The following is a 21,122-nucleotide window of genomic DNA, read 5'->3' on the forward strand; positions in this document are numbered from 1 at the left end:
GCTGGAATCAACGCCATTGGATACCCACCCAGTCATGTCAACGCCCAGTACACTGGATTACACTATGGGTTAGGGGATATCTCGTGAGGTGTATAGCTTGAACTTGGATAAGAAAAATACGATTGCCAGCTAAATTGTGACTCATTAGGAGCGTTACTTTTTCATTTAATTCAATGCCCGTCGAGAGCTTTATTTATAAGTTCGGAGGCGTCTTCGAGGTCAGTACCAGAAAAGACAGGAAAGCTAATTTACTGTCGTCTGTTGCAGGTGAAATTTTTTAACTTCACAAAAGGATGGGTTTGGGAGTATTTCGTTTCTAATAAGATATTAGTACTGATTATCTGCGCAGGCTGATGCTGACATGAGTGCAAGACAAAAAATGTAAAATTACGATAAATCATAACTTTAAATTTTCCCAATCTGTTTATAGCAGTTTTTTGATACGCAGGCACCAAGAGCTTTTCCATTTAGTCAACCTGACGCTTGAACGTATGCCATGAAGATAATTTTATTTACAATCAAAAAGAAATACTATCTTCGATATACGGCCAGTCTAAAATCTCAAACTAATTTACCTACTTAAAAATACGCTTATTGATAAGCTTTTATTTTCATGCCAACAGCTATAACAATTTCATTTAGCGAATGTTTTTTAAAAGGACATTTTTACATACACTACTGATTTTATATTCTGAATTTTCGACCAATGACAGACCATCAACACTGGACTGTCGGAACATCTTACAGCTAAATGCCGACTCTAAGGCGCAAATGACGCCATCGGACTCATCTACTTTTTGTACTGGTCATTTTTTAAAAATTGTCAAATTTGGTGTTTCATAGCAGAAATTATTGCTGAGAAATACATTTTCCCCTCATCACGCTTGCTATATAAAAAACTGATTTAATTAAAATTAATTACTCAAATACGAAGCGATCAAGCCAATACTGATGTCTTGCTATGGTTATAGAAAATATGGTCTGTTTGTGTGCGCGGTAGAGTAGTGTCGTCTTTTTTTACATTTTGACTACTTATTAATCATACTTAATAGCTAGACTAATGATTAACAAAGATTAATGCATAATGGCCTGGATGATGCTAGACGATCTAAACATTCAACGAGAAGAAACATGTAGGCTTGCATAACGCTCTGGATAAGAGTGAAAAAAATCAGCAAGGACGACGATTGCTTTAATAGAGGCGCTTACTGTATTCACCCCTTCGCAAGGCTCGGAGCTACCGGTGAACGATAAGTATAAATCCGTCATCCTAACTGGTTCACAACCAGTGCTCATGGATATGGCAAATGAGGCACTTAAGGAATTTATTCCCGTCGAAATTTTGCCATTCTCACATTTTGCTTTTGATCCGGACAATGCTGCCGAAGTCATGGCGTATGTGATGGACGATTTATCCGGTAAACATGTTTGTAATCTCGAGCTTTTAAAACAAGGTGGCTGTCGCTTTTTAGCGGTCTTTGCCGAACATCTGACAGTGCCGGCTATGTGCGAATTGATTCGGGTTCATGTCGACGATGTTTTTTTAACCCCGATCGGTATCCCAGAATGTGAGCGATTGCAGGACAAAGTGTTGCCAATATTAGGCTGCGACACCACCCGCAAGACCGGTGGTCTGCCGCGCATCACTGATACCCTGTCCCCACAAAATGCGATTAATTTCGAAGAAATCATCCAATTAATTGAAGAGCATTTTTGTGCCAAACTTTCCCTCAATCGAGTTGCTACTGAGCTGAACTTAAGCCCCAGCCGGGTCAGCCACCTGTTCAAAGATGTTTGTGGTCTGGGCTTTCGACAATATTTGACCTATCGGCGGCTGGAAGAAGCTGAAACCCTGTTAGCGTTGCCGCGAGCCAGCATTACCAGCATTGCATTCGGCCTGGGCTTTTCCAGTCCTTCCCATTTTTGCCGGGCTTTTAAAGAAACATTTGGTTTAACCCCTAAAGCTTATCTTTCAGGTAACCGGCAGCTTGTTGTCGACTCAAATTTCAAGCGCTACCAGCATTTGCGTGTAACCCTTCTTCCGCAAGTCCACCCGTCAACCCAACCGGGTTTGCCCCCGGCACGCGCACAATTTCACAATGTTATTTAGCCGCGCGTTTCGGACCTTACTGTTATTAGGCTTGTTCGCTTCGCCAGTAAGTGCAACCTCGACGTCCTCACCGGTACAGATGTGGTTCAGCGGGCAGCAGGCCAACCTGTCAGCACTGGAATTACTCAGCTTACTCAGTGACTTAGGCCATCGCGCTTCGCCCGAGCTAACTGACCGGGAGATGGCTGAGCCGGAAAAAACCGCACAATATCTTACCTCAAGCCTGATCACGCTTTCGCAAATTAACATTGGCCATCAGGTTCAGCGGCCATCGCTGTCTCCCTCACAAATTCTGGCAGCTTATCAACGCAACACCCTGACTGACTTAATCGACAGCCAACTACCTGATATGCCGGAGGTGTTGCAACTGCGCGCAGCAATTGCCACGATGCGCAGGCTGGCCTCGGATACTCATTGGCCCCACTTGGCGCCTGACTTTGAGCCCCGGCTTGGCCAGCGTCATCCCCAGGTAGGCGCATTGGTATATATTCTTCAAGCGCTGGGAGATTACCGGCTATCTGATCCTCGCTACAGTCAGGATTTTACGCCGGGCGTGGTGGCCGCGTTGAAACAATTTCAACATCGCCATCACCTGCCGGTAACCGGTCGGTTGGACCCGCCAACCCGTGACCGGCTCGCCTGGCACCCTGCGGACCGGTTAAAGATTTTACAAAAGAATCTCATGCGCTGGTTGTCGTTGCCATCACGCGCGCCTACCACTTACTTACTCGTAAATGTGCCATCTTTTGATCTTCGCTTGAGGGTCAACCAGCAGACAGTGTTTTCAACCCCTGTGGTAGTAGGTGCCCCCGCTACGCCTACCCCTATCATGTTGACCGAAATTGACCGGATTACAGTCAATCCTGCCTGGTTTCCGCCCCGCAGTATTGTCACGCAAGAATTACTGCCGCGATGGCAACGGGCCCCGGGGAAGATGCATGCAGAGCAATTCTTTTGGCAATCCCGCACCACGCAATCGCAAGCTGGCACCAAGCATCAGCCTGACATTGCGTCGTTGGCGGCACTGGATGATTACCGCCTGGTTCAGGCGCCCGGACCCGCCAACGCGCTGGGCAAGTGGCGCTTCAACATTAAAAATAACGCCGCAATTTTTCTACATGACACTCCGGTTAAGCAGGTTTTTGCTCAGCCTTACCGGGCGCTAAGCCACGGCTGTGTGCGAGTACATAATCCCAGTCAATTGGTGGCTGCCATTTTACCTCAATCAGCAAAAGCCAGGCAGTTTGTCACGCAGGCCAATACCTTGCAGACAGCTCATTTCACCCTGCCAGAACCAATTCCAACATACATCAATTACCAAACTGTACAAATCGTGAATCAAAAACGCTTCTGGCTTCGCGATATCTATCACAAAGACAGCCCTGCCAAATAGTCAGCCCCTTATTTTGCCGCGATGTCCGCCTGTTCAGCTTTTAATAGCCATTGCTACAACATCCACCAGTAAAACCGAAGATACAGATAATTTCTGGCAACGCAATTTGGTATCAGCCCCACGCAAATACATAGTGTAATTCGCAATTAAATGACAAAGAGCGCAACTGGGTGAAAGCGAAAGACACCTGCTGACAATTACACTTATCTTACCAACTAATCAGAGGTCGCATAGCGGTGATGGTTGGGTAGGTTCCTGAACTTAAAATCACTCATGTGGAGAAAAACATGAAAAATCTCAAAACATTCATCTTGGAGTTTGTTGAAGATGAGTCCGGCCTGACCGCCGTTGAATATGCCATTGCCGGTTCACTTGTGGTCGGCGGACTCGTGGCTGCATTTACCCAACTGGGTACTGTAACCGATGAAGCAATTGAAGATCTTTGTGCCGCTGCAAAACCTGGTGACAGCACTGTTGATTGTGCTGCAACACCACCACCACCAGCACCATAGAAATAACCCCGCCGCTGATAACTGCAGGATGTTTGCAGTTATCAGCCGCCAGGAGATTTAACCATGATTTTACTGCTTTTCTTAACCGCATGCTTGTTCATCATGGCCATTTGCTACGATCTTCGGTTTCACCGCATTCCAAATGCACTATGTCTCATCTTTTTTGTGACTGGTTGCACTGCTAACTTTTTCATCTTCGGCTGGCAAGGCCTGGCAGATGCGCTGTTTGGGGCCGTTGTTGTGTTTGCCCTGCTGATTCCCTTTTTTATCATCAAAACTTTAGGTGCCGGTGACATCAAACTCATGATGGCGGTAGGGGCCTTGTTGGGGGTAAGTACCACGCTATGGTCTGTGGCTTGGGGAGTGATTGTTGGTGGCGCCATTGCCCTGTTAATTGCCGCGCCGTCGCTGAGTTGGCAACGGGTGAAACGCACATTTGTGCGCTATTACCATTGTTTGTATTTGCGCACCTATTTACGACCCGCCGCCAACGAAATTGCGGCAGAAAAAGTGCCCTACGCGCCGGCGCTGGCAGCAGGATTTGCAATTACCTGCTACATCGACCCGGCCATTAGCCGCACATTACTCACTTTTTTCTCGTAAGGCGGCCGGACGATGTCACTCATGAACTCACAACAGCAAAGTGACGCAGTACAAGACACTGAAGCATTGTCCTTATTTAAGCAACTGCCTGACGATGCAGCGAGTCAAAGCACTGCATCAACACTGGTGCAATCTCCTGTCACCCTCGAACAGACCGGCGTTTCGCCCACCCTACTGATGGATCTGCTGATCAAACAGATGTATCTGGCGCAAGTCAGCACCATTGAAAGCTTGTGCCAATCAATTTGTTTACCCGGGCGGCTGGTCCAAGAATTACTGATGCAGGCTAAACAAATGATGTGGGTGGAAAACCGCGCGGCATCAGATCAGGCCCGCTTCAGTTTAAGCGGCAGTGGCAAGTCCTACGCAGAAAGCGCGTTGCAGCAAAGTGGCTATACCGGCCCGTCGCCGGTGTCTTTGCAAACTTACCAAAAGGTGGTCAAAGCCCAAAGCCACCGCAATACCCAGATTACCCGGTCATTGGTGGATACCAAACTGGCTGACGAATCTTTTGAGCCACAAACTCTGGATGCGATTGGCATGTCGCTTAACTCTACCAAGCCGGTGTTGTTATACGGCTTGCCCGGTACTGGTAAAAGCTATCTTTGTCGTCAGCTTATCAAAGTGTTTGATGACTCTATTTTTATGCCCTATGCGGTAGAGGTTAATCAAAAAATTATTCAGCTGTACGATCCTCAGGTGCACCACCGGTTAACAGTATCAGAACAGCATGCGGATCTGCGCTATCAGCAAATCCAGCGCCCCCTGATCGTTACTGGCGGTGAGCTAACCCTGGATATGCTCGAGGTTAGCTTCGACCATGCCGCGCGCCTTTACAAAGCGCCGTTACAAATGAAAGCCAACAACGGTGTTTTGCTCCTGGATGATTTGGGCCGGCAACGCTTGTCGCCCACCGCGCTGATTAACCGCTGGATCATTCCACTGGAGGAAAATAAAGATTATCTCAGTTTGTCCGACGGCACCCATTTTGAGGTGCCGTTTGAGCTGATGATGCTGTTTTCGACCAACCTGGCCCCGAAAGAGTTGGTGGACGATGCCTTTTTGCGCCGCCTGGGGTACAAAATCAAAATGCACCCCATGAGTCTGGAACGTTATCTGGCACTTTGGCACCAGGTGAGTGACAGTCTTGGTCTCGAGTGTGACGAAAGTGTGATGAGCTACCTGCTCACTGAGTGCCACGGACGGCACAACCGTCACTTTTTGCCCTGCTATCCCCGAGATTTATTGAACATTGTCAAAGATGCAACATTATTTTGGCAGCTCCCTCCCACCGTGACGCCTGAACTTATTGACAATGCCTGGCGCCACTATTTTGTAACAGCCACTAAAGGACAAGACGATGAGTAAAAATACCTGGTTATTCCTGTTGCTCTCAGCAGTGTTCGGGCTCGGCGCTGTTTATCTGGCAAATAACTGGTTGTCCGATGCCAATAGAAGCCCGGCTGTCGATTATAAGCAGGTTGTTGAAGTTGCGCAGACCGTACCCATCGGCACTATTTTGGAAGCCAAGCAGCTTCGGCTTAAAACCTACCCTGACAGCCTGGTGCCGGAGGGCGCCTTTACCAGTTTCGAAGCGGTATCGGGCAAGGTCGCCAAAGACACGCTGTATGCCGGCGACATTGTGCGGGCTGAGCGTATCGCCGAAAAAGGTCAAGGCAGCTCGCTGGCCAGCCTGATTGACGGCAATAAGCGGGCGCTTACCATTCGCGTTAACGATGTGGTGGGGGTTGCCGGCTTTTTGTTACCCGGCGATAAAGTGGATGTGCTTAATACATTTAAACAGGCCCGGGGCAAAAATACTGTTACCGAAGTAGTCCTGGCCAACGTCAAGATCCTCGCCATCGACCAAACAGCGCAAAACAACGAAAACCGCCCGCGGGTGGTACGTGCGGTCACTGTAGAGGTGACTCTGGCCCAGGCTGAAGAACTGATGAATGCCCGCTCCCGAGGCAATTTACAGCTGGCCTTGCGCAATCCAATCGATGACCGCGAGGTAGAAGTGGCCAAATACAGTAAAGCGCCGCTCGACGAACCCGATCCCTTACCAACGCTGCCTGAGCCAGTCGCACTGCCAGCTGCGGTACATATCAAATCCAAAGTTCACCTGATTCGGGGTGTGGCAGAAGAAATTATTTCAGTGGACAACGACCAAGCCGGAGGTAACCCGCAATGAGACCCTTACCTGACACTTTTAAATGTATTCTGGCGCTGTCGCTGGGGTTGCTGGTCTGGATGATGTTTTATTCTGACCGCGCCATTGCAGGTGGACCAACGGTAGACAAACATCGCTCCATCGAGGTCCCCATCTATAAATCGCGCAACCTTCACCTTAACAGTGATGCCCAACGTGTATCGGTGGGCAACCCGGACATTGCCGATATTTTGATTTTACGGCAAACCGAGTTGTATATCGTGGGCAAAAAATTGGGCACCACCAATGTCATGGTCTGGGACAAAGAAGACGCCCTGGTCAGTATTGTTAATGTGGAAATCACCCATGATCTAGCGAGTCTGCGCGAACGACTGCACACCTTCTTGCCGGACGAAAATATTGCTGTGCACTCTTCCCAGGGCCAGTTGGTGCTAAGCGGCGAAACCTCATCGCTGGCTCAGATGAACAAAGCCGTAGACCTGGCGACTGCTTACACCGAATCTGCCGGCGGGATCGAACAAGGCAGCCAGATCCTTAACCTGCTGAGTGTCGGCGGCGGCCATCAGGTGATGTTAGACGTGGTGGTGGCCGAAATGAGCACCGAAGTCAGCCGCTCGTTTAATGTGGATCTCAACATTATAAGTATGCTGGACGACAATCATTGGGATGCCAATCTTATTCGCGGGCCCGAGTTTTATAACTTTGTAACCCAGGGCACCCCGTATGAGTTTGCCAACGGCATCATCGGCGAATATGTGGATGGCAATGTATTTTTTAATGTTGCCTTGGATATTGCTAAAGAAAATGGCATGGCCAAGATTCTGGCTGAACCAAATCTTACTGCCTTAAGTGGCCAGAAAGCCGAGTTTTTATCGGGTGGAGAGTTTCCGGTTCCGGTGCCACGCGAAGACGGTATCACTATTCAGTTCAGAGAATTTGGTGTGGGGGTGGGATTCGTGCCCACCGTGCTGGACAGTGGCAAAATCAATCTGAACCTGAAAGTGTTTGTTAGCGAAATCTCCAATGCCAATACCGTCGGCATTACGCCTCGGGGGACTGACAGCCTGCTGGTGATCCCTTCCATTATCAAACGCTCGTCGGAAACAACCGTGGAGTTAGGAGACGGCCAGACCCTGGCCATTGGCGGTCTGCTGTCCGATAATCTGCGTGAAAGTATCGAGCGTTTTCCAGGCCTGGGTGATATCCCCATTCTGGGCCAGTTGTTTCGTAGCCAGCAATTTGTCAGTGGCCAGTCCGAATTGGTCATTATGGTCACTCCCCGCTTAGTACGCCCGTTTAACAAAAGCAATGTCCGGCTGCCCACCGATGGCTTTGTACCGGTTTCCGACCTTAAATTTTACCTGATGGGAGAAGCCACCCAACAGGTCACCCATGGTACTGGCGGCACGCCCTTCCAGCCCGCTGCCGGCCGGGAAATGCTGCCACCCACCGGCGGCACCGATAGCCGCTACGGCCACGATATTCGTCAACCAACAGGACATCCACAATGAAAGCACGTGTTTTAATTTTTTCAGCCTCTTGTCTGCTCGGTTGTGCGCAGGCCCCCGAATACCGGTTGGCGCAGTCTACCGAGCAAATAATGGCCTTGCAGACCCTGGACCCGGATGCTCCGATTAATAACGACGGCATAACCCGTGAGCTGCAGGGCGACTATGGTAAACATGCCGCTGAAAATTACCGCGCCAGTATTTATAACGGTAAAGAAGGCCGGACTGTCGAAACTCAGGGCGATGGAAAATAAGGAGCGGGATGATGAGCGCTCGATATGCATCCAGGTCGCGCCAGTCGGGCAATGTGGTGGTTCTGTTTTGCCTGAGTCTGGTGGCGTTGATTGGCACCGCAGCCATGGCCCTTGATGGCGGTCATCTGCTACTCAATAAGTCACGGTTACAACTGTTGGTTGACTCAGCCGCGCTAAGTGGCGCTACTGAGATTGATCAGGGGGGGTCGCACAGTGACGCCCGGGCCGCCACTGTGGCTATCTTGACTGAAAATCTGACCTTTTCAGAGTTCACAGAGATTGGCGACCGCCTCGATTTAAGTGCTGCCGACCATTTTAATGATGCCGTGACCGAGCGGTTGACGGTGGAGTTTTCAGAACGGCCTGACCCCTTTATTCCCACCAACAGTGCCACCGCTAATTATGTCAGAGTGAGCATTCAAAATATTGCACTCAACAATTTTCTGGCCCAGGTATTGGGCCTTAACAAACAGGTGGGCGCCGCGGCAGTGGCAGGCCCCAGTACTGCATTGGTGGAGTGCTATAGCAACCTGGTACCCATGGTGGTATGTGGCGCAAATGACAACCCGGCTGATAATTTTGGGCTGGAAACCCACCAGTTGCAGTTGCTGAAAATCAGCTCCGATATTAACTCCCCTATCGGGCCGGGTAACTTTCAGCTGGTGCGCTTAGAAGGCGCATCCGGTGCTAACGATGTTCGTAAAGCCATGGCGGGTGAAGATTATAACGGTGAGCAATGCTTTAGTGCTGAACCGGGAGTGGACGATGGTCAGATTGATACCGAGCCTGGCAATACTGTTGGCCCTGTCGCTCAGGGCCTCAATACTCGCATGGGCGACTGGCAGGGTGGCCAGCTCAATGAACTGGATCATCCCCGTGATCTGAACAATTGCCAGGGCGATCATATTCCGCTCAACGCGCAGGACGAATTAGACACTACCTCCAGCGAATATGCCAGCGCCTACCGCTATGCCGATTATCTTAGTGAAACACAGGCGGCCAATGGTGACCCAGCTAGTTGCGCCAGTGTTGACCATACCGGCGATATCGTGGCTCCAGACCCGGCTCGGGTCGAACGACGAATCTTGCAAATCCTGGTGGGTGACTGTGATGGCGAAACAAATGGCGCCAGTCAACTTGGCTATTTTGGCTCTGCCTGCTTCTTTTTAACCCAGGCAGTCGTACAGCAAGGCCAAGAAGCCTATGTCGTGGGTGAATACGTGGAGTCTTGCAATAGCAAAGGGATCCCGTCGGGCGAGGCAGAAGATAACGCCGGCCCCTATCGTCTTGTTCTTTATCATGCCGGGAGGACCGATGCGTAAATTATCTTTGTCATCTCCAAAACAGCAAAAGGGCTTAGCGGCTATCGAGTTTTCGATTATCGCACCGTTTATTTTTCTGTTGATGTTTGCCACCGCTGAGTTTGGCCGTCTGTTCTATCAGTATAACGCGCTCACAACATCGGTTAGGCAGGCCGCGCGATACATTGCCGATATGGCCTATAAAGGCAATATTGGCATTCCATCACTGACCGATGAAGAAAAAGCCAATGCCAGCAACCTGATTATTTCCGGAGACATTAACGGCCAGTCTGAACTAATGCCCAATTTGTCGACTGCGCTGATCACTTATCAGCTCAATGGCGATCTCATTACCATCACTGTGGCCTATACCTGGACCCCAATTTTTTCTGACACCTTATTCAGTGCGGTTGGCAACGACGGGATTTCACTGGATTTTCCTATGACCGTGTCTTACACCGTGAGGGCTTTACCGTGATACATCGCCAGCAAGGTATCTATTCAGTGGAATTTGTGGTGGTGGGTGCGCTGTTTATTACCGCGCTGTTTGCCGTGTTTGAAGTTGGCCGACTGTTTTTTACCTGGAATGTGGTGACCGAAGCCAGCCGCAGAATGGCCAGGCTGGCTGTGGTTTGTGACTTTGACCAGGAAAATCAGTTGGTGGACAACCAGGCAGTAGATTATGCCATGGCCGATTTACTGCCGTTGCTGCCTAATTTTTCTGCCGCAAATATCTCGGTTTCCTACCTTACCGAAGAAGGTGCCGCTGCCTTAAGTTATGCCCAGATCGACATGATCAGAGCAGAAATTGTTAATTATCAACATCAGTTTCTGGTCCCCGGCGCGACCTTTACGCTCGAGTCGCCGGCATTCGCCACCACCCTGCCCCGGGAAAGTCTGGGTGTAACCCGGTGGGGCTATACCGTCTGTGACGGCAATTAGGCAGGAGGACTAATCATGAAAGAGGAATCTCCAATGAAGCAACATAGCGCCCCGCACATCATTGAGTATCCGGGTAAAGCTGCGCTGCCGTTCACGCGGGCCAGGCTTTCAACACGATTACATATTCTGATTGTGGATGCACAACAGGATTTTGCCCCGTGCATTGCCGCCGCACTGCAAACCGATACCATGCTTACTATCACGCCGTGCGCCCACCTGCCATCTGATCTGAGTCGGTATGATCTGGCGCTGGTTTATCTGGATAGCGCCTGTGGCGAAGCGCCGTATATGTTGCAGTCACTTGCCCGCCATGTGCCCCATCGCATTCTGGTATGTCAGACCCTGACCTCAGAGATAGCCAAACTCGCGGTGCATTTTAAGGTTGATAATTTACTTACCTGTGACGATCTGGCCGAGCAGCTCTACTCGGCGCTGGCCAGTGTGGCCGAGGCAGTTCATAAGTCCCTGCTGATAGCGCCGCAGACCACGGTCATCAATGGTAAAGCCGGTTCGGGAGCAAGCTTTGTTACCTGTTGCATGAGTGAAGTCTTCAGCGCCCGGTTTGATAAAAAGCTGGCGCTCATCGATGCCGACTTTAATTACGGTTCATTGTCACACGGGTTGGGTATGCAGCATCACTATTCAATTGCCCAGGCGTTAGACGAGCTCGACAAGCTGGATGATGCAGCCATTCGATCGATGATGTCACGGCGCGATAATGTTCACTTACTGGGCAACACGCCGTTTTCGCGACTGCAACAAACAGAAGAAGCATCCAACCAGATGGACCAGCTGGATTGGAAAGTGCGGCAGGCCTTTGACGAAGTGTTGGTGGACATGTCGAAGGGCTTAGAAGTGCAGACCCTAGCGCTGCTTCGCCAAAGTACCACCATCTTAATTGTGATGCAGTTGAATGTAGCAGCACTGCGTGAAACCCAAGCCATGTTAACCGCGCTGCAAACCCATGTGGATATCCGCGATAAAAAAATTGCGATCATCGTCAACCGCTATGATGGCGGCCGCAGTGAAATACAGCTGAAGGATGTGCAAACCGTGTTGGGAGTGGACACCTTATTTACCATCAGCAACAACTTCCCGTTGGCCCGATTACGCACCGACCTGGGCCGGCCATTGAGCACCCTGGCAAATCACAAAGTCATTTACAAAGAAATAGCACAGATTGTGGACTTTGTTTCCGGAACCCCTGACAGCCACGCGGGCAATGAAAAACCTGGCTTTTTCGCGCGCTTACTAAGGACAAAACAATGAACGCTGAGCATCCTACCACCGACCCTTATAGCCAATTATCAGCCCACGACATTGACACTAAACATCAGGTGTTTAATGAGGTGCTGAATTTGCTTGATCCTTCCATGCTGGAAAAAATCGACGAAGATATTGCCCGTACGCAAATCACAGAATGCTGTCACCGCTTATTAGATCAACAACCCCGGCCCATTAACATGGCAACCCGTCAGATCATTATCCGGCTGGTGCTCGACGAAATCCTCGGGCTCGGACCACTGGAGGTATTAATGGCCGATCCCACTGTGTCGGACATTCTGGTAAACCGCTATGACAATATTTATATCGAACGTGGCGGCTGCCTGGAGCGCGCAGCAGCCCGGTTTTATGACAACCGCCATTTGCTCAGCATAATCGACAGAATTGTCTCACGGGTGGGCCGTCGAATTGATGAGTCCTCCCCCATGGTGGACGCGCGTCTTAGCGACGGTAGCCGGGTCAATGCGATCATCCCGCCGCTGGCGTTAGATGGCCCGTCTATCTCGATTCGCCGGTTTACCGTGGAAAAGCTGACCGCAGAGCAGCTCATCCAGTTTGATTCGATGACCGAAAATATGAATGTGTTAATTCGCGGCGCGGTGAAAGGCAAACTGAATGTGCTGATCTCTGGCGGCACCGGTAGCGGTAAAACAACCCTGCTGAATATTCTATCCGGCTATATCCCGGCCAATGAACGCATTATCACCATCGAAGATTCGGCAGAATTGCAGCTACAGCAGCCACACACGGTGCGCCTGGAAACTCGCCCGGCGAATATGGAAGGCCGGGGCGAGGTGACACAACGCGATCTGGTAAAAAACTGTTTACGTATGCGCCCCGATCGGATTGTGATAGGTGAGGTGCGTGGTGCCGAGGCCATCGATATGCTGGCGGCGATGAACACCGGTCATGAAGGGTCGCTTACCACGCTGCACGCCAATAGCCCGCGGGATGCCCTGGGCCGGCTGGAAAATATGATTTGCATGGGCGGCTTTGAGATGCCGGTCAAAAATATCCGCTCACAGATAGCCTCCGCCATTGATGTGGTGATTCAGACCCAGCGGCTCGAAGATGGTAAACGGCGCATTACCAGTATTCAGGAAGTTACCGGCATGGAGGGCGAAATGATCACCATGTCTGAATTATTCAGCTACGAACGCCGTGGGCTGGACAGTACCAACAGTATTATTGGCGATTTTAAAGCCTCGGGTGTGGTGCCACTGTTTCATCGCCAGCTTCTGGCCAAAGGCATTGAGCTACCCCACAGCATTTTTGATGTTGATACAGAGATGCGGTTTTAGGAGACGCTCATGAGTATGCAACTAATCTTTCTGGGGCTGGTATTTTGCGCGGTTGTCATGCTGTCCCAGTTGTTATTTGTATCGGTCAATAGCCCTCAACGCGCCGATAGCAAAGAGCTGAAAAGACAACTGGATGCGCTGATTGCTAAAGATCGCTACTTCAACAAGGACTTGTTGATAAATACCCGCTTACGCTCCCTGTCTGCATTCCGGCGTTCTCTTGAAAACATCCGTTTTATAAAAGGACTAACCTTCAAACTGGAACTAAGTGGTTCAAAAATGCTGGGGCACGAGTATTTTGCGCTGGCCACGCTGGTCAGCCTGTTCCTGGCTTTTTTAATTTGGGTGCTAAGCCGTGACCCGCTGTTTGCAACGTTATGTTTTGCTGCAACACTGATTGCCTTTCATATCAAGCTGCAACGAGGGATCGCTAATCGAATGGATCGGATTGAAGAGCAATTTCCCGAAGCACTGGATGTGTTGAAACGGGGTTTGCAGGCGGGTTACTCATTCAATGAAGCCTTAAAATTAGTCTGCGAAGAACTCAGTGGTGATTTAAGCCAGGAGCTAAAACTTTTGTTTCAACGCATCAACTTAGGTGCCGATATCAAGTTGGCCATGCTGGCCCTGGTACGGCGCATCCCCAGCACCTCAGCCATGGCATTTTCCAGTGCTGTGAATATACAAAAGGAAACCGGCGGCAACCTGGCCGAAAATATCGAAAATTTATCCGTGTTAATTCGTCAGCGATTTAAATTTCGGCGCAAAGTCAAAACACTGTCTGCCGAAGGACGGCTCAGTGGGTGGATTTTAGTCTTGCTACCCTTTGCCTTATTTGCCTTACTTTACCTTACCACGCCGTCCTATGTCAGCGAGCTGTTTACCACTGAAACCGGCCATGATTTGCTGAAAACCGGCCTCGGAGGAATGGTCCTCGGGACATTCTGGATCAAAAAGCTACTCGAGCTGGAGGCCTGACATGGAATACTTACGCGGTCTGGTGTACTCAGTCACCGGCAATGACAAAATGGTGACACTGGCGATTCTGGCCATCGCGCTTATGGCCGGCCTGATGCTTGCCATGGCAATTTTCTATCTCATTACCGGCGCGTATTCACCCATACGCCGCCAGTTACAGCGCATGCGTGCAGTTGCTCAGCCAGCGGAGGCAGATCATAACTACAAGGACTATCTGGAAAACTCGTTATCCAAAATCGGCGGTAACAGCCTGTTCAGTCACGCGGCTAAAAAAGACGATGCTAACCGTAAGTTGCTTATTCACGCTGGGTTTCATTCAGAAAACGCCCTGAAAGTGTATTACGGCTTACGCATACTGGCGGTGCTGGTCGGCGTTAGTCTGGCTGTATTTGTGGTGCGTTTTTTTCCTGACCTGAATACCTTGATTACTGTTTATTTGATTATGTTACTGGTCGGCGGCTTCTACATTTTACCGGGTTTAATTTTAAGCCGGGTCGCAGCCAACCGGATGCGTAACTTGCGCCGCTATTTTCCGGATGCCTTAGATTTACTGGTAGTGTGCTGTGAATCCGGCCTGGGGCTATTGGAATCTTTCCAGCGCGTCAGCAATGAACTTAAGGCTGCCCATCCCTATTTAGCCCACGAAATTGGCTTGGTGGTGAAAAAAGTCAAAGTGGGGATCCCGCTTTCCCAGGCATTGGGAGAATTCGGTCATCGTACCGGCCTGGATGATATTCGCGGGCTCAATTCGGTGATTGTTCAGAGCTTGCGCCTGGGCACCGGCATCGCCGAAACCATTCGGGTATATGCCGATGAGTACCGCGACAAACGGCTGCAGGCTGCCGAAGAGATGGCCGCTAAAATTGGTGTGAAGATGATTTTTCCAATGATGGTATGTATCTGGCCGTCATTTTTTATAGTGGCTATCGGACCGGCCATGCTCAAACTTATGGAAGTGTGGGACAAAGCCTTTTAGGAGATACCATCGTGAATAAGCCTATTTCTCTTGTTTTACTGGTTGGCTTGTTGAGTGGTTGCCAATCAACCCAATCATCCTCAACTCAAGACACTGTAGCAGAAGCACCGCAGGCACAAATTGTTGAAATGGCCGGCCATTACGAAAAAGCCGGTGAGTATGAAAAAGCGTTGGTATATTTTTTAAAGGCTATGGAAAGCGAGCCGGACAATATCCAGTTGCTCTACAAAATTGCGCAGCTACAAAAGATTATGGGTAAGCCCCAGTATGCCTTGCATATGCTGGATCAGGTTTTGGAAAAACAGCCTGAGCATGTAGCAGCGCTGACCGAAGCAGCGCTGCTGTTACTGGAAAACAAGCAAGTCGAGCGGGCCATTCAGTATCTGACCCGGGTTAAGCTCATAGACCAACAGCGCTTGCAGCAAGGGGCAGCGGCCAGTGGTTCTCTGGTCAGCCTGGATACAGAATCACCAATAGAAGCATATAACGGTCTGGGGGTGGCCCTGGATTTGGCCGGGCGCTACGCCGATGCTCAGCAACTGTATGATCTGTGTCTGGCGTTGGATAACTTGTCACCGGTAGTACTGACCAATATGGGCTATTCCCATTATCTGAATGGCAGCTATGCCACGGCCATTGACTATTTTCACCGGGCAATTGATGTTTCACCGGACCATCAGCGTAGCTGGTATAATCTGGGCCTGGTGTATTCCCGCATGGGCCGTTATAACAAGGCGTTTCAAACTCTGCGGCGGGTAATGAATGAAGAACAGGCTTACAATGATCTGGGCTATTTTTTAATGCTGGAAAAGCGCTACGAAGAAGCCGAGTATTTTTTTGAAAAAGCAATCAACGCCTCGCCCCGCTATTATGAGGTGGCATACAAAAACCTGAATAATGTACGCGAGCAATTGTCGGCCCAGCAACAAGACGATACTTTGCCTTGGTAAGCTGGGCCCGGGTAAGCTGGGCTTTGATTAGCTGGCATTTTATTCCCGACCGTTAGCGCCGTATTAAAATGCTGGCTAGTTGCTGTGCTCAGTGCCCGTAGCTGGCCACGCGATGCAGCAGCCAGCCTGAATCGGTGCGTTGCCAGATATTGGTAAAACCAAAGGTACCACAATCCTGTGTGCCATCCACCGGGTGGCAAAAAGTATGCTCGCCTATTTGCATAGCACCAAACCCGGGTACCGGGTACACCTGCATGCTATGTTCATCTAACGTGCGCACCAGCCCCAGCTGGCGATCGCACAGCTTTTGAGTGGCCACCATGTTTTGCGCATAATCGCTTAAGCCGGATTTATCATGATAAAACTCCAGCTGCGGTGAAAACATCTCTGCCAGGGTGTCGATATCACAGGCGTTAAATGCAGCAAAAAAGCGCGCGTCTGCCTGCTTGATCTGTGCGTACAACTCGCTGTGCTCTTGCGCTTGTGCCGGGCTCGCCGATAGCCAGCCGCACAAACATACCGCCCCTATAGTTTTACTGGTCATGCGTGATCTCCTTACATTTTGGTTGTTGTTTTCAGCGATTTGGTCAAATTCGCCACCAAACCAGGTGTTTCGCGCAAAAAGTATCGCGTCGGTTGCGCTTACAAACTGTAAAGTCAAAGATCATGCCAGTAACTTACGGTTACTTTAATTGAATTGATTCAGCGCCATAATGCGCGCCAGCCCTTTTTGCGCACTCCACTGATTACTACCAATATGCCCGATAAGGTAAGCAGTAGCCCCAGGCTGGCCATCAAAATCACCAGCGGATTATTAAAGTTGCTGCGTGACTCATAATCCATAATGTGCAACATCCACACAAAATCAAACCAGCGCCATACGTTAGAGCGTACAGCCACTATCTCGCCCGAGGTAGCCGATACATACACACTGGTCGCCAGCCAGTCGGTCATATTCACCTGCCATAATGGCAGGCGTCGACTGCCTGTTTCAGGTGCTTGTTCGCGCTGGGCGATGGCCACCACACTGTCTATGGCATGCTCGCTCTGATAATGCTGTTGCACCCATTGCTTTGCCTCGTCGGCAGAGAGGAGCGCAAGCGGCTTTGCGGTAAATGCATCCAGCCATAGCGGTTCACCATTTGTAATCACCTGATACGCCGGCCGCCCCAACCGTTGGCTAAGCAGCACAGTCTGCGCGTGCGGATGTTCCGCCACCAGAGCGTTGATATCATAGATTTCACTGGCCGGCAGGCTCTGGCTGGCCGGCGATGTCATAACATGTTCACCGCGCACAAACTCGATGGGCACAGCCGTCATATACAGGCCGCTAACCATCCAACACAGCACCTGGATCCCTACAATAATTCCAACGATTTTATGCACCTGCCGCAAGCGACGCTGAATTGCCATTGCTGATCCCTATCAATGAAAAAAACCAGTGTACAAAATTTTGCTCAGCTGGTCGCTGCGACATAGTGTCGCATAGCCATTTCCAATAGATGCTTGCTATGCCTGTCTATGCTTTTAGATGTGACTGTCCACGATGCCTGGCTGGCTTATAGGTGGGTGTCCAGCAACTGATGTGACTGTCCATTTTGTAATTTTTGTCGGCAACCCGGATAATAGCGGTATATTTAATCTAGCCTGAGCAGTGATGGCGCAACATCTTATTCGAAATACCGGCCTGGGCGGGGCCATAGTCATTGGGCTTGGCTCAATTTTAGGTACGGGCGCCTATGTCAGCGTAGGCATGGGTGCAGCCATTGCCGGTGATGCGCTGCTGTGGGCCATTTTAATCGCGGCGTTTACAGCCTTGTGCAATGGCCTTTCTTCGGCGCAGCTGGCGGCGGCCCACCCGGTAAGTGGTGGCACCTATGAATACGGTTACCGGTTTTTAAACCCGGCGAGCGGCGTTTTCGCCGGTGTATTGTTCATTGTGGCCAAAGCCGCGTCGGCTGCCACCGCTGCTCTCGCCATAGCCTGGTATCTGGTCGCCACATTTCTGCCCGGTGCGCCGTCGGGCCTGGTAAATCTGTTTGCCGGGGCTATCTTGCTGGTCTTTACCCTGTGCGTTTTGTCCGGGGTGCGCCGAACCACCAGGCTTAATATTGTGCTGGTCGCGGTAAGTCTAAGCGGCCTGTTGATGTTTGTGGTCACCGCATTTAACCAGCCTGCGCTACTGCCGGTGCCGCAGCCAGGCTCGGCGTTATCGGTCTTTGAAGCGGCCGCCTTGCTGTTTGTCGCGTTTACCGGCTACGGCCGCATTGCCACCATGGGCGAGGAAATCACCGCGCCAAAACGCAATATTCCTCGGGCGGTGATTATTACGCTGATTGTTGTTAGCAGCCTTTACGCCACCATTGGCCTGGCAATTTTGCATCTGGGCGGACTGGCGGATTTTTCCGGACAAAATTTTTCGCTGGCCCGGCTTGTGGCCGATGCATCAGGTAACTGGTTAATTGTCACCGGCGGCATTGTGGCAATGAGTGGTGTAGTGCTCAATTTGATCCTGGGAGTGTCACGGGTGGTGTTGGCTATGGGGCGACGTGGTGATTTACCGCGCCGCTTTAGCCGCCTGGATGCCGCACATAAAGCCGCCCCGGCGGCTACCTGGGTTACCTTTGCGATTATGGTAATCATTGCCTCGCTGGGTACGTTACAGATGGCCTGGACACTCAGCGCCTTTACGGTGTTGGTATATTATGGCATCACCAATCTGGCCGCTCTGCAGGTCGGTAAAAAAAAGCGTTTTATACCCAAAGCAATCTCAATTGCCGGCTTATTAAGCTGTACCGGGCTGATTGTGCTGGCGGCGCTGGCCTCCTGGATAGGATAAACCATGCTAATACTGAAAACCGCAGCGCTGTTTGTGCTGACTGCTCTGGCCGAAATTGTCGGCTGTTATCTGCCCTACCTATGGCTTAAAAAAGGCTATACTGCCTGGCTCCTGATACCCGCAGCATTAAGTTTGGCCCTGTTTGTGTGGTTACTCACCCTGCATCCGGCGCCCAGTGGGCGAGTGTATGCGGCCTACGGTGGTGTGTATGTGGCCACGGCGTTGGTCTGGCTGATGGTGGTCGATAAACAACCGCTGAATATGTATGACTGGCTGGGCGGTAGCATTGCGCTAACCGGCATGGCCATCATTGTCTGGGGTGGGTTTAAAGCGTAACAACGCCGCCCATAAAAAAGCCGGCCTCGAAGGCCGGCTCATTCATATTGCATCAGTTTAGGCAACCTCGGCAATTTCCTCTTCTGTTTTGTGGGTCAGCAAATATTCAAACGCCGCCAGTGAAGCTTTCGCCCCTTCACCCAGCGATACCACAATTTGCTTGTACGGCACAGTGGTCACGTCGCCAGCCGCATAAATGCCTGGTTCGGACGTATTGCATTTTTCATCCACAATGATCTCACCATACTGGGTCAGATCCAATTTTTCTTTGACAAACTGGCTATTAGGAATCAGACCAATTTGTACAAACACCCCGGCTAATGCCTGCGTGTGTTTCTCACCGGTAGCGCGGTCTTCATATTCCAGCGCACTCACCTTGCCATTTTCGGCCAGGATCTGTGTAGTGGCTGCGTTACGTACTATGGTCACATTACTGCGCTTTTCTGCCTGTTCTACCAATACCTTGTCGGCTTTAAGTTCAGGCATAAACTCGTACACGGTAACTGATTTTACGATGCCGGCTAAGTCAAGGGCAGCTTCAATGCCCGAGTTACCGCCGCCAATCACAGCCACATCTTTACCTTTAAAGAAGGGGCCGTCACAGTGTGGGCAATACGCCACGCCGTTACCGATATTTTCCTGCTCTCCCGGAATGCCCAGCTGTTTCCAGCGCGCACCGGTGGCGACAATTATCGAGCGGGTCTGAATAGTCTCACCCGATGATAAGGTAATCTCTTTAACATTCCCTTTTTCGATGCTGTCCACGCGAACGTGTTGACGCAGGGTAATGTCATAATCGTTCATATGCTCCATCAAATTTCCCACCAGCTCAGGGCCTGTGGTTTTTGAAACAGAGATTAAGTTTTCGATGCCCATGGTATCTTTTACCTGGCCGCCAAAACGGTCAGCCACCATGGTCACTTTTAAGCCTTTGCGGGCACTGTAGATAGCAGCGCTTACACCCGCCGGACCACCACCAATCACGGTGACATCCTGTAGCGGCAAGCTTTGCCCTTTATTGGCATCTTTTAGTGCCGGGTCACGTTCAATCAGCTTATCAATCAGGGTTGCTGCATCGACTTTCCCATTGGCAAACAATTCACCATTAAGGTACACCGCAGGAACACCCTGAATATCACGTTCTTCCACCACATTTTGGTATAAGCCACCATCAATCATCTCAGTCTTGATGTGCGGATTAACCAGCGCAAATTGATTCAGCGCTTGTACCACCTCCGGGCAGTTGTGACAGCTTAAGCTGATAAACACTTCAAAATTGAGGTCTTCTTTAACCCCTTTGACGATACCTTGCAGGCTCTCGTCCAACTTCAACTCGGTTCCTGAAGCGTGCAGCATGGCTAAGATCAATGAATTGAACTCATGACCGCCGGGAATACCTGAAAAACGGATACCCGTATCTTCACCATCGGCTTCCAGTAAAAAGCTCAGTGAGCTGCGCAGCTCGCCTTGAGTATCGCGCTGTTCCAACGAAATCTTGTCGCCTACACTGGCAATGTCAGACAGAAACGTCACGAGCTCGTCACGCTTGCTGTGTTCGCCGGTTTGCAGCACGAACGTTACCTCTTTTTTCATTGACTCAGCATAGCCTTTCAGCGCTTGCAATATTTCTTTTGTTAACACGTTAATACCTGCCTTTTCATT

Annotated in this window: 21 protein-coding genes; 18 read left to right on the forward strand and 3 right to left on the reverse strand. The window is 50.4% G+C overall.

All coding sequences use genetic code 11. The features are described 5' to 3' along the window. Positions 1 to 1,243 precede the first annotated feature (1,243 nt). The 16 genes from ACTUJZ_RS04150 to ACTUJZ_RS04225 all read left to right on the forward strand — a co-directional run bounded on the left by ACTUJZ_RS04150 (position 1,244) and on the right by ACTUJZ_RS04225 (position 16,285). Complete coding sequence (locus ACTUJZ_RS04150) at positions 1,244 to 2,110, forward strand: helix-turn-helix transcriptional regulator (protein WP_463634990.1); 867 nt, start codon at positions 1,244 to 1,246, stop codon at positions 2,108 to 2,110. Then, complete coding sequence (locus ACTUJZ_RS04155; protein WP_463634991.1) at positions 2,100 to 3,503, forward strand: L,D-transpeptidase family protein; 1,404 nt, start codon at positions 2,100 to 2,102, stop codon at positions 3,501 to 3,503. Before ACTUJZ_RS04150 ends, ACTUJZ_RS04155 begins: the two co-directional genes overlap by 11 nt. Positions 3,504 to 3,790: 287 nt before the next feature. Continuing rightward, on the forward strand, positions 3,791 to 4,015 hold the full coding sequence (locus ACTUJZ_RS04160) for a Flp family type IVb pilin (protein ID WP_463634992.1): 225 nt from the start codon (positions 3,791 to 3,793) through the stop codon (positions 4,013 to 4,015). 63 nt (positions 4,016 to 4,078) lie between these two features. After that, a complete protein-coding gene (locus ACTUJZ_RS04165) occupies positions 4,079 to 4,618 on the forward strand; it encodes an A24 family peptidase (protein WP_463634993.1) in 540 nt (179 codons plus the stop codon). A gap of 12 nt (positions 4,619 to 4,630) precedes the next feature. Further along, positions 4,631 to 5,986 (forward strand): P-loop NTPase family protein, encoded by a 1,356-nt coding sequence (locus ACTUJZ_RS04170; protein ID WP_463634994.1) that lies wholly within the window; start codon positions 4,631 to 4,633, stop codon positions 5,984 to 5,986. Then, positions 5,979 to 6,812: a Flp pilus assembly protein CpaB gene (cpaB, locus tag ACTUJZ_RS04175; protein WP_463634995.1), complete on the forward strand. Its 834-nt coding sequence runs from the start codon at positions 5,979 to 5,981 to the stop codon at positions 6,810 to 6,812. The genes ACTUJZ_RS04170 and cpaB overlap by 8 nt, the downstream gene beginning before the upstream one ends. After that, positions 6,809 to 8,302: a type II and III secretion system protein family protein gene (locus ACTUJZ_RS04180; RefSeq protein ID WP_463634996.1), complete on the forward strand. Its 1,494-nt coding sequence runs from the start codon at positions 6,809 to 6,811 to the stop codon at positions 8,300 to 8,302. The genes cpaB and ACTUJZ_RS04180 overlap by 4 nt, the downstream gene beginning before the upstream one ends. Continuing rightward, positions 8,299 to 8,553 (forward strand): hypothetical protein, encoded by a 255-nt coding sequence (locus ACTUJZ_RS04185; RefSeq protein ID WP_463634997.1) that lies wholly within the window; start codon positions 8,299 to 8,301, stop codon positions 8,551 to 8,553. The genes ACTUJZ_RS04180 and ACTUJZ_RS04185 overlap by 4 nt, the downstream gene beginning before the upstream one ends. A gap of 8 nt (positions 8,554 to 8,561) precedes the next feature. Further along, a complete protein-coding gene (locus tag ACTUJZ_RS04190; RefSeq protein ID WP_463634998.1) occupies positions 8,562 to 9,875 on the forward strand; it encodes a TadE/TadG family type IV pilus assembly protein in 1,314 nt (437 codons plus the stop codon). Next, positions 9,868 to 10,332 (forward strand): TadE family protein, encoded by a 465-nt coding sequence (locus tag ACTUJZ_RS04195; RefSeq protein ID WP_463634999.1) that lies wholly within the window; start codon positions 9,868 to 9,870, stop codon positions 10,330 to 10,332. The genes ACTUJZ_RS04190 and ACTUJZ_RS04195 overlap by 8 nt, the downstream gene beginning before the upstream one ends. Further along, the gene (locus ACTUJZ_RS04200; RefSeq protein WP_463635000.1) at positions 10,329 to 10,796 is read left to right on the forward strand and encodes a TadE/TadG family type IV pilus assembly protein; all 468 of its coding nucleotides are present in this window, start codon (positions 10,329 to 10,331) and stop codon (positions 10,794 to 10,796) included. Before ACTUJZ_RS04195 ends, ACTUJZ_RS04200 begins: the two co-directional genes overlap by 4 nt. 15 nt (positions 10,797 to 10,811) lie before the next feature. Next, entirely contained in the window at positions 10,812 to 12,065 is a 1,254-nt protein-coding gene (locus ACTUJZ_RS04205) for an AAA family ATPase (RefSeq protein WP_463635001.1), read from the forward strand. Beyond that, on the forward strand, positions 12,062 to 13,381 hold the full coding sequence (locus ACTUJZ_RS04210) for a CpaF family protein (protein ID WP_463635002.1): 1,320 nt from the start codon (positions 12,062 to 12,064) through the stop codon (positions 13,379 to 13,381). Before ACTUJZ_RS04205 ends, ACTUJZ_RS04210 begins: the two co-directional genes overlap by 4 nt. A 9-nt stretch (positions 13,382 to 13,390) precedes the next feature. Then, a complete protein-coding gene (locus ACTUJZ_RS04215; protein ID WP_463635003.1) occupies positions 13,391 to 14,359 on the forward strand; it encodes a type II secretion system F family protein in 969 nt (322 codons plus the stop codon). A 1-nt stretch (position 14,360) separates the two neighbouring features. Further along, positions 14,361 to 15,335, forward strand: coding sequence for a type II secretion system F family protein (locus ACTUJZ_RS04220; protein WP_463635004.1), 975 nt, complete (start codon positions 14,361 to 14,363; stop codon positions 15,333 to 15,335). 11 nt (positions 15,336 to 15,346) lie between these two features. Next, complete coding sequence (locus tag ACTUJZ_RS04225; RefSeq protein WP_463635005.1) at positions 15,347 to 16,285, forward strand: tetratricopeptide repeat protein; 939 nt, start codon at positions 15,347 to 15,349, stop codon at positions 16,283 to 16,285. An 88-nt stretch (positions 16,286 to 16,373) separates the two neighbouring features. Here ACTUJZ_RS04225 and ACTUJZ_RS04230 read toward each other — a convergent pair whose 3' ends face one another. Both ACTUJZ_RS04230 and ACTUJZ_RS04235 read right to left on the reverse strand, forming a co-directional pair. After that, positions 16,374 to 16,829, reverse strand: coding sequence for a nuclear transport factor 2 family protein (locus ACTUJZ_RS04230; protein ID WP_463635006.1), 456 nt, complete (start codon positions 16,827 to 16,829; stop codon positions 16,374 to 16,376). Between the two features lie 158 nt (positions 16,830 to 16,987). Beyond that, positions 16,988 to 17,698, reverse strand: a complete 711-nt coding sequence (locus tag ACTUJZ_RS04235; protein ID WP_463635007.1) for a hypothetical protein — start codon at positions 17,696 to 17,698, stop codon at positions 16,988 to 16,990. Positions 17,699 to 17,942: 244 nt separating this feature from the next. Between ACTUJZ_RS04235 and ACTUJZ_RS04240 the strand changes: the two genes are divergently transcribed. Both ACTUJZ_RS04240 and ACTUJZ_RS04245 read left to right on the forward strand, forming a co-directional pair. After that, entirely contained in the window at positions 17,943 to 19,124 is a 1,182-nt protein-coding gene (locus ACTUJZ_RS04240) for an APC family permease (protein ID WP_463635008.1), read from the forward strand. A 3-nt stretch (positions 19,125 to 19,127) separates the two neighbouring features. Next, a complete protein-coding gene (locus ACTUJZ_RS04245) occupies positions 19,128 to 19,460 on the forward strand; it encodes a YnfA family protein (protein WP_463635009.1) in 333 nt (110 codons plus the stop codon). A gap of 57 nt (positions 19,461 to 19,517) precedes the next feature. Here ACTUJZ_RS04245 and ahpF read toward each other — a convergent pair whose 3' ends face one another. Continuing rightward, the gene (gene ahpF / locus ACTUJZ_RS04250; RefSeq protein ID WP_463635010.1) at positions 19,518 to 21,101 is read right to left on the reverse strand and encodes an alkyl hydroperoxide reductase subunit F; all 1,584 of its coding nucleotides are present in this window, start codon (positions 21,099 to 21,101) and stop codon (positions 19,518 to 19,520) included. Positions 21,102 to 21,122: the final 21 nt, after the last annotated feature.

The organism is Alteromonas sp. WD8-37, assembly GCF_055326825.1.

What these genes read in the sequence shown, in the direction of transcription:
- ACTUJZ_RS04155 (WP_463634991.1), top strand. Translation starts at nt 2,100, where the DNA reads ATGTTATTTAGCCGCGCGTTTCGGACCTTACTGTTATTAGGCTTGTTC.
- ACTUJZ_RS04160 (WP_463634992.1), top strand. Translation starts at nt 3,791, where the DNA reads ATGAAAAATCTCAAAACATTCATCTTGGAGTTTGTTGAAGATGAGTCC.
- ACTUJZ_RS04165 (WP_463634993.1), top strand. Translation starts at nt 4,079, where the DNA reads ATGATTTTACTGCTTTTCTTAACCGCATGCTTGTTCATCATGGCCATT.
- ACTUJZ_RS04170 (WP_463634994.1), top strand. Translation starts at nt 4,631, where the DNA reads ATGTCACTCATGAACTCACAACAGCAAAGTGACGCAGTACAAGACACT.
- cpaB (WP_463634995.1), top strand. Translation starts at nt 5,979, where the DNA reads ATGAGTAAAAATACCTGGTTATTCCTGTTGCTCTCAGCAGTGTTCGGG.
- ACTUJZ_RS04180 (WP_463634996.1), top strand. Translation starts at nt 6,809, where the DNA reads ATGAGACCCTTACCTGACACTTTTAAATGTATTCTGGCGCTGTCGCTG.
- ACTUJZ_RS04185 (WP_463634997.1), top strand. Translation starts at nt 8,299, where the DNA reads ATGAAAGCACGTGTTTTAATTTTTTCAGCCTCTTGTCTGCTCGGTTGT.
- ACTUJZ_RS04190 (WP_463634998.1), top strand. Translation starts at nt 8,562, where the DNA reads ATGATGAGCGCTCGATATGCATCCAGGTCGCGCCAGTCGGGCAATGTG.
- ACTUJZ_RS04195 (WP_463634999.1), top strand. Translation starts at nt 9,868, where the DNA reads ATGCGTAAATTATCTTTGTCATCTCCAAAACAGCAAAAGGGCTTAGCG.
- ACTUJZ_RS04205 (WP_463635001.1), top strand. Translation starts at nt 10,812, where the DNA reads ATGAAAGAGGAATCTCCAATGAAGCAACATAGCGCCCCGCACATCATT.
- ACTUJZ_RS04210 (WP_463635002.1), top strand. Translation starts at nt 12,062, where the DNA reads ATGAACGCTGAGCATCCTACCACCGACCCTTATAGCCAATTATCAGCC.
- ACTUJZ_RS04215 (WP_463635003.1), top strand. Translation starts at nt 13,391, where the DNA reads ATGAGTATGCAACTAATCTTTCTGGGGCTGGTATTTTGCGCGGTTGTC.
- ACTUJZ_RS04220 (WP_463635004.1), top strand. Translation starts at nt 14,361, where the DNA reads ATGGAATACTTACGCGGTCTGGTGTACTCAGTCACCGGCAATGACAAA.
- ACTUJZ_RS04230 (WP_463635006.1), bottom strand. Translation starts at nt 16,829, where the DNA reads ATGACCAGTAAAACTATAGGGGCGGTATGTTTGTGCGGCTGGCTATCG.
- ACTUJZ_RS04235 (WP_463635007.1), bottom strand. Translation starts at nt 17,698, where the DNA reads ATGGCAATTCAGCGTCGCTTGCGGCAGGTGCATAAAATCGTTGGAATT.
- ACTUJZ_RS04240 (WP_463635008.1), top strand. Translation starts at nt 17,943, where the DNA reads ATGGCGCAACATCTTATTCGAAATACCGGCCTGGGCGGGGCCATAGTC.
- ACTUJZ_RS04245 (WP_463635009.1), top strand. Translation starts at nt 19,128, where the DNA reads ATGCTAATACTGAAAACCGCAGCGCTGTTTGTGCTGACTGCTCTGGCC.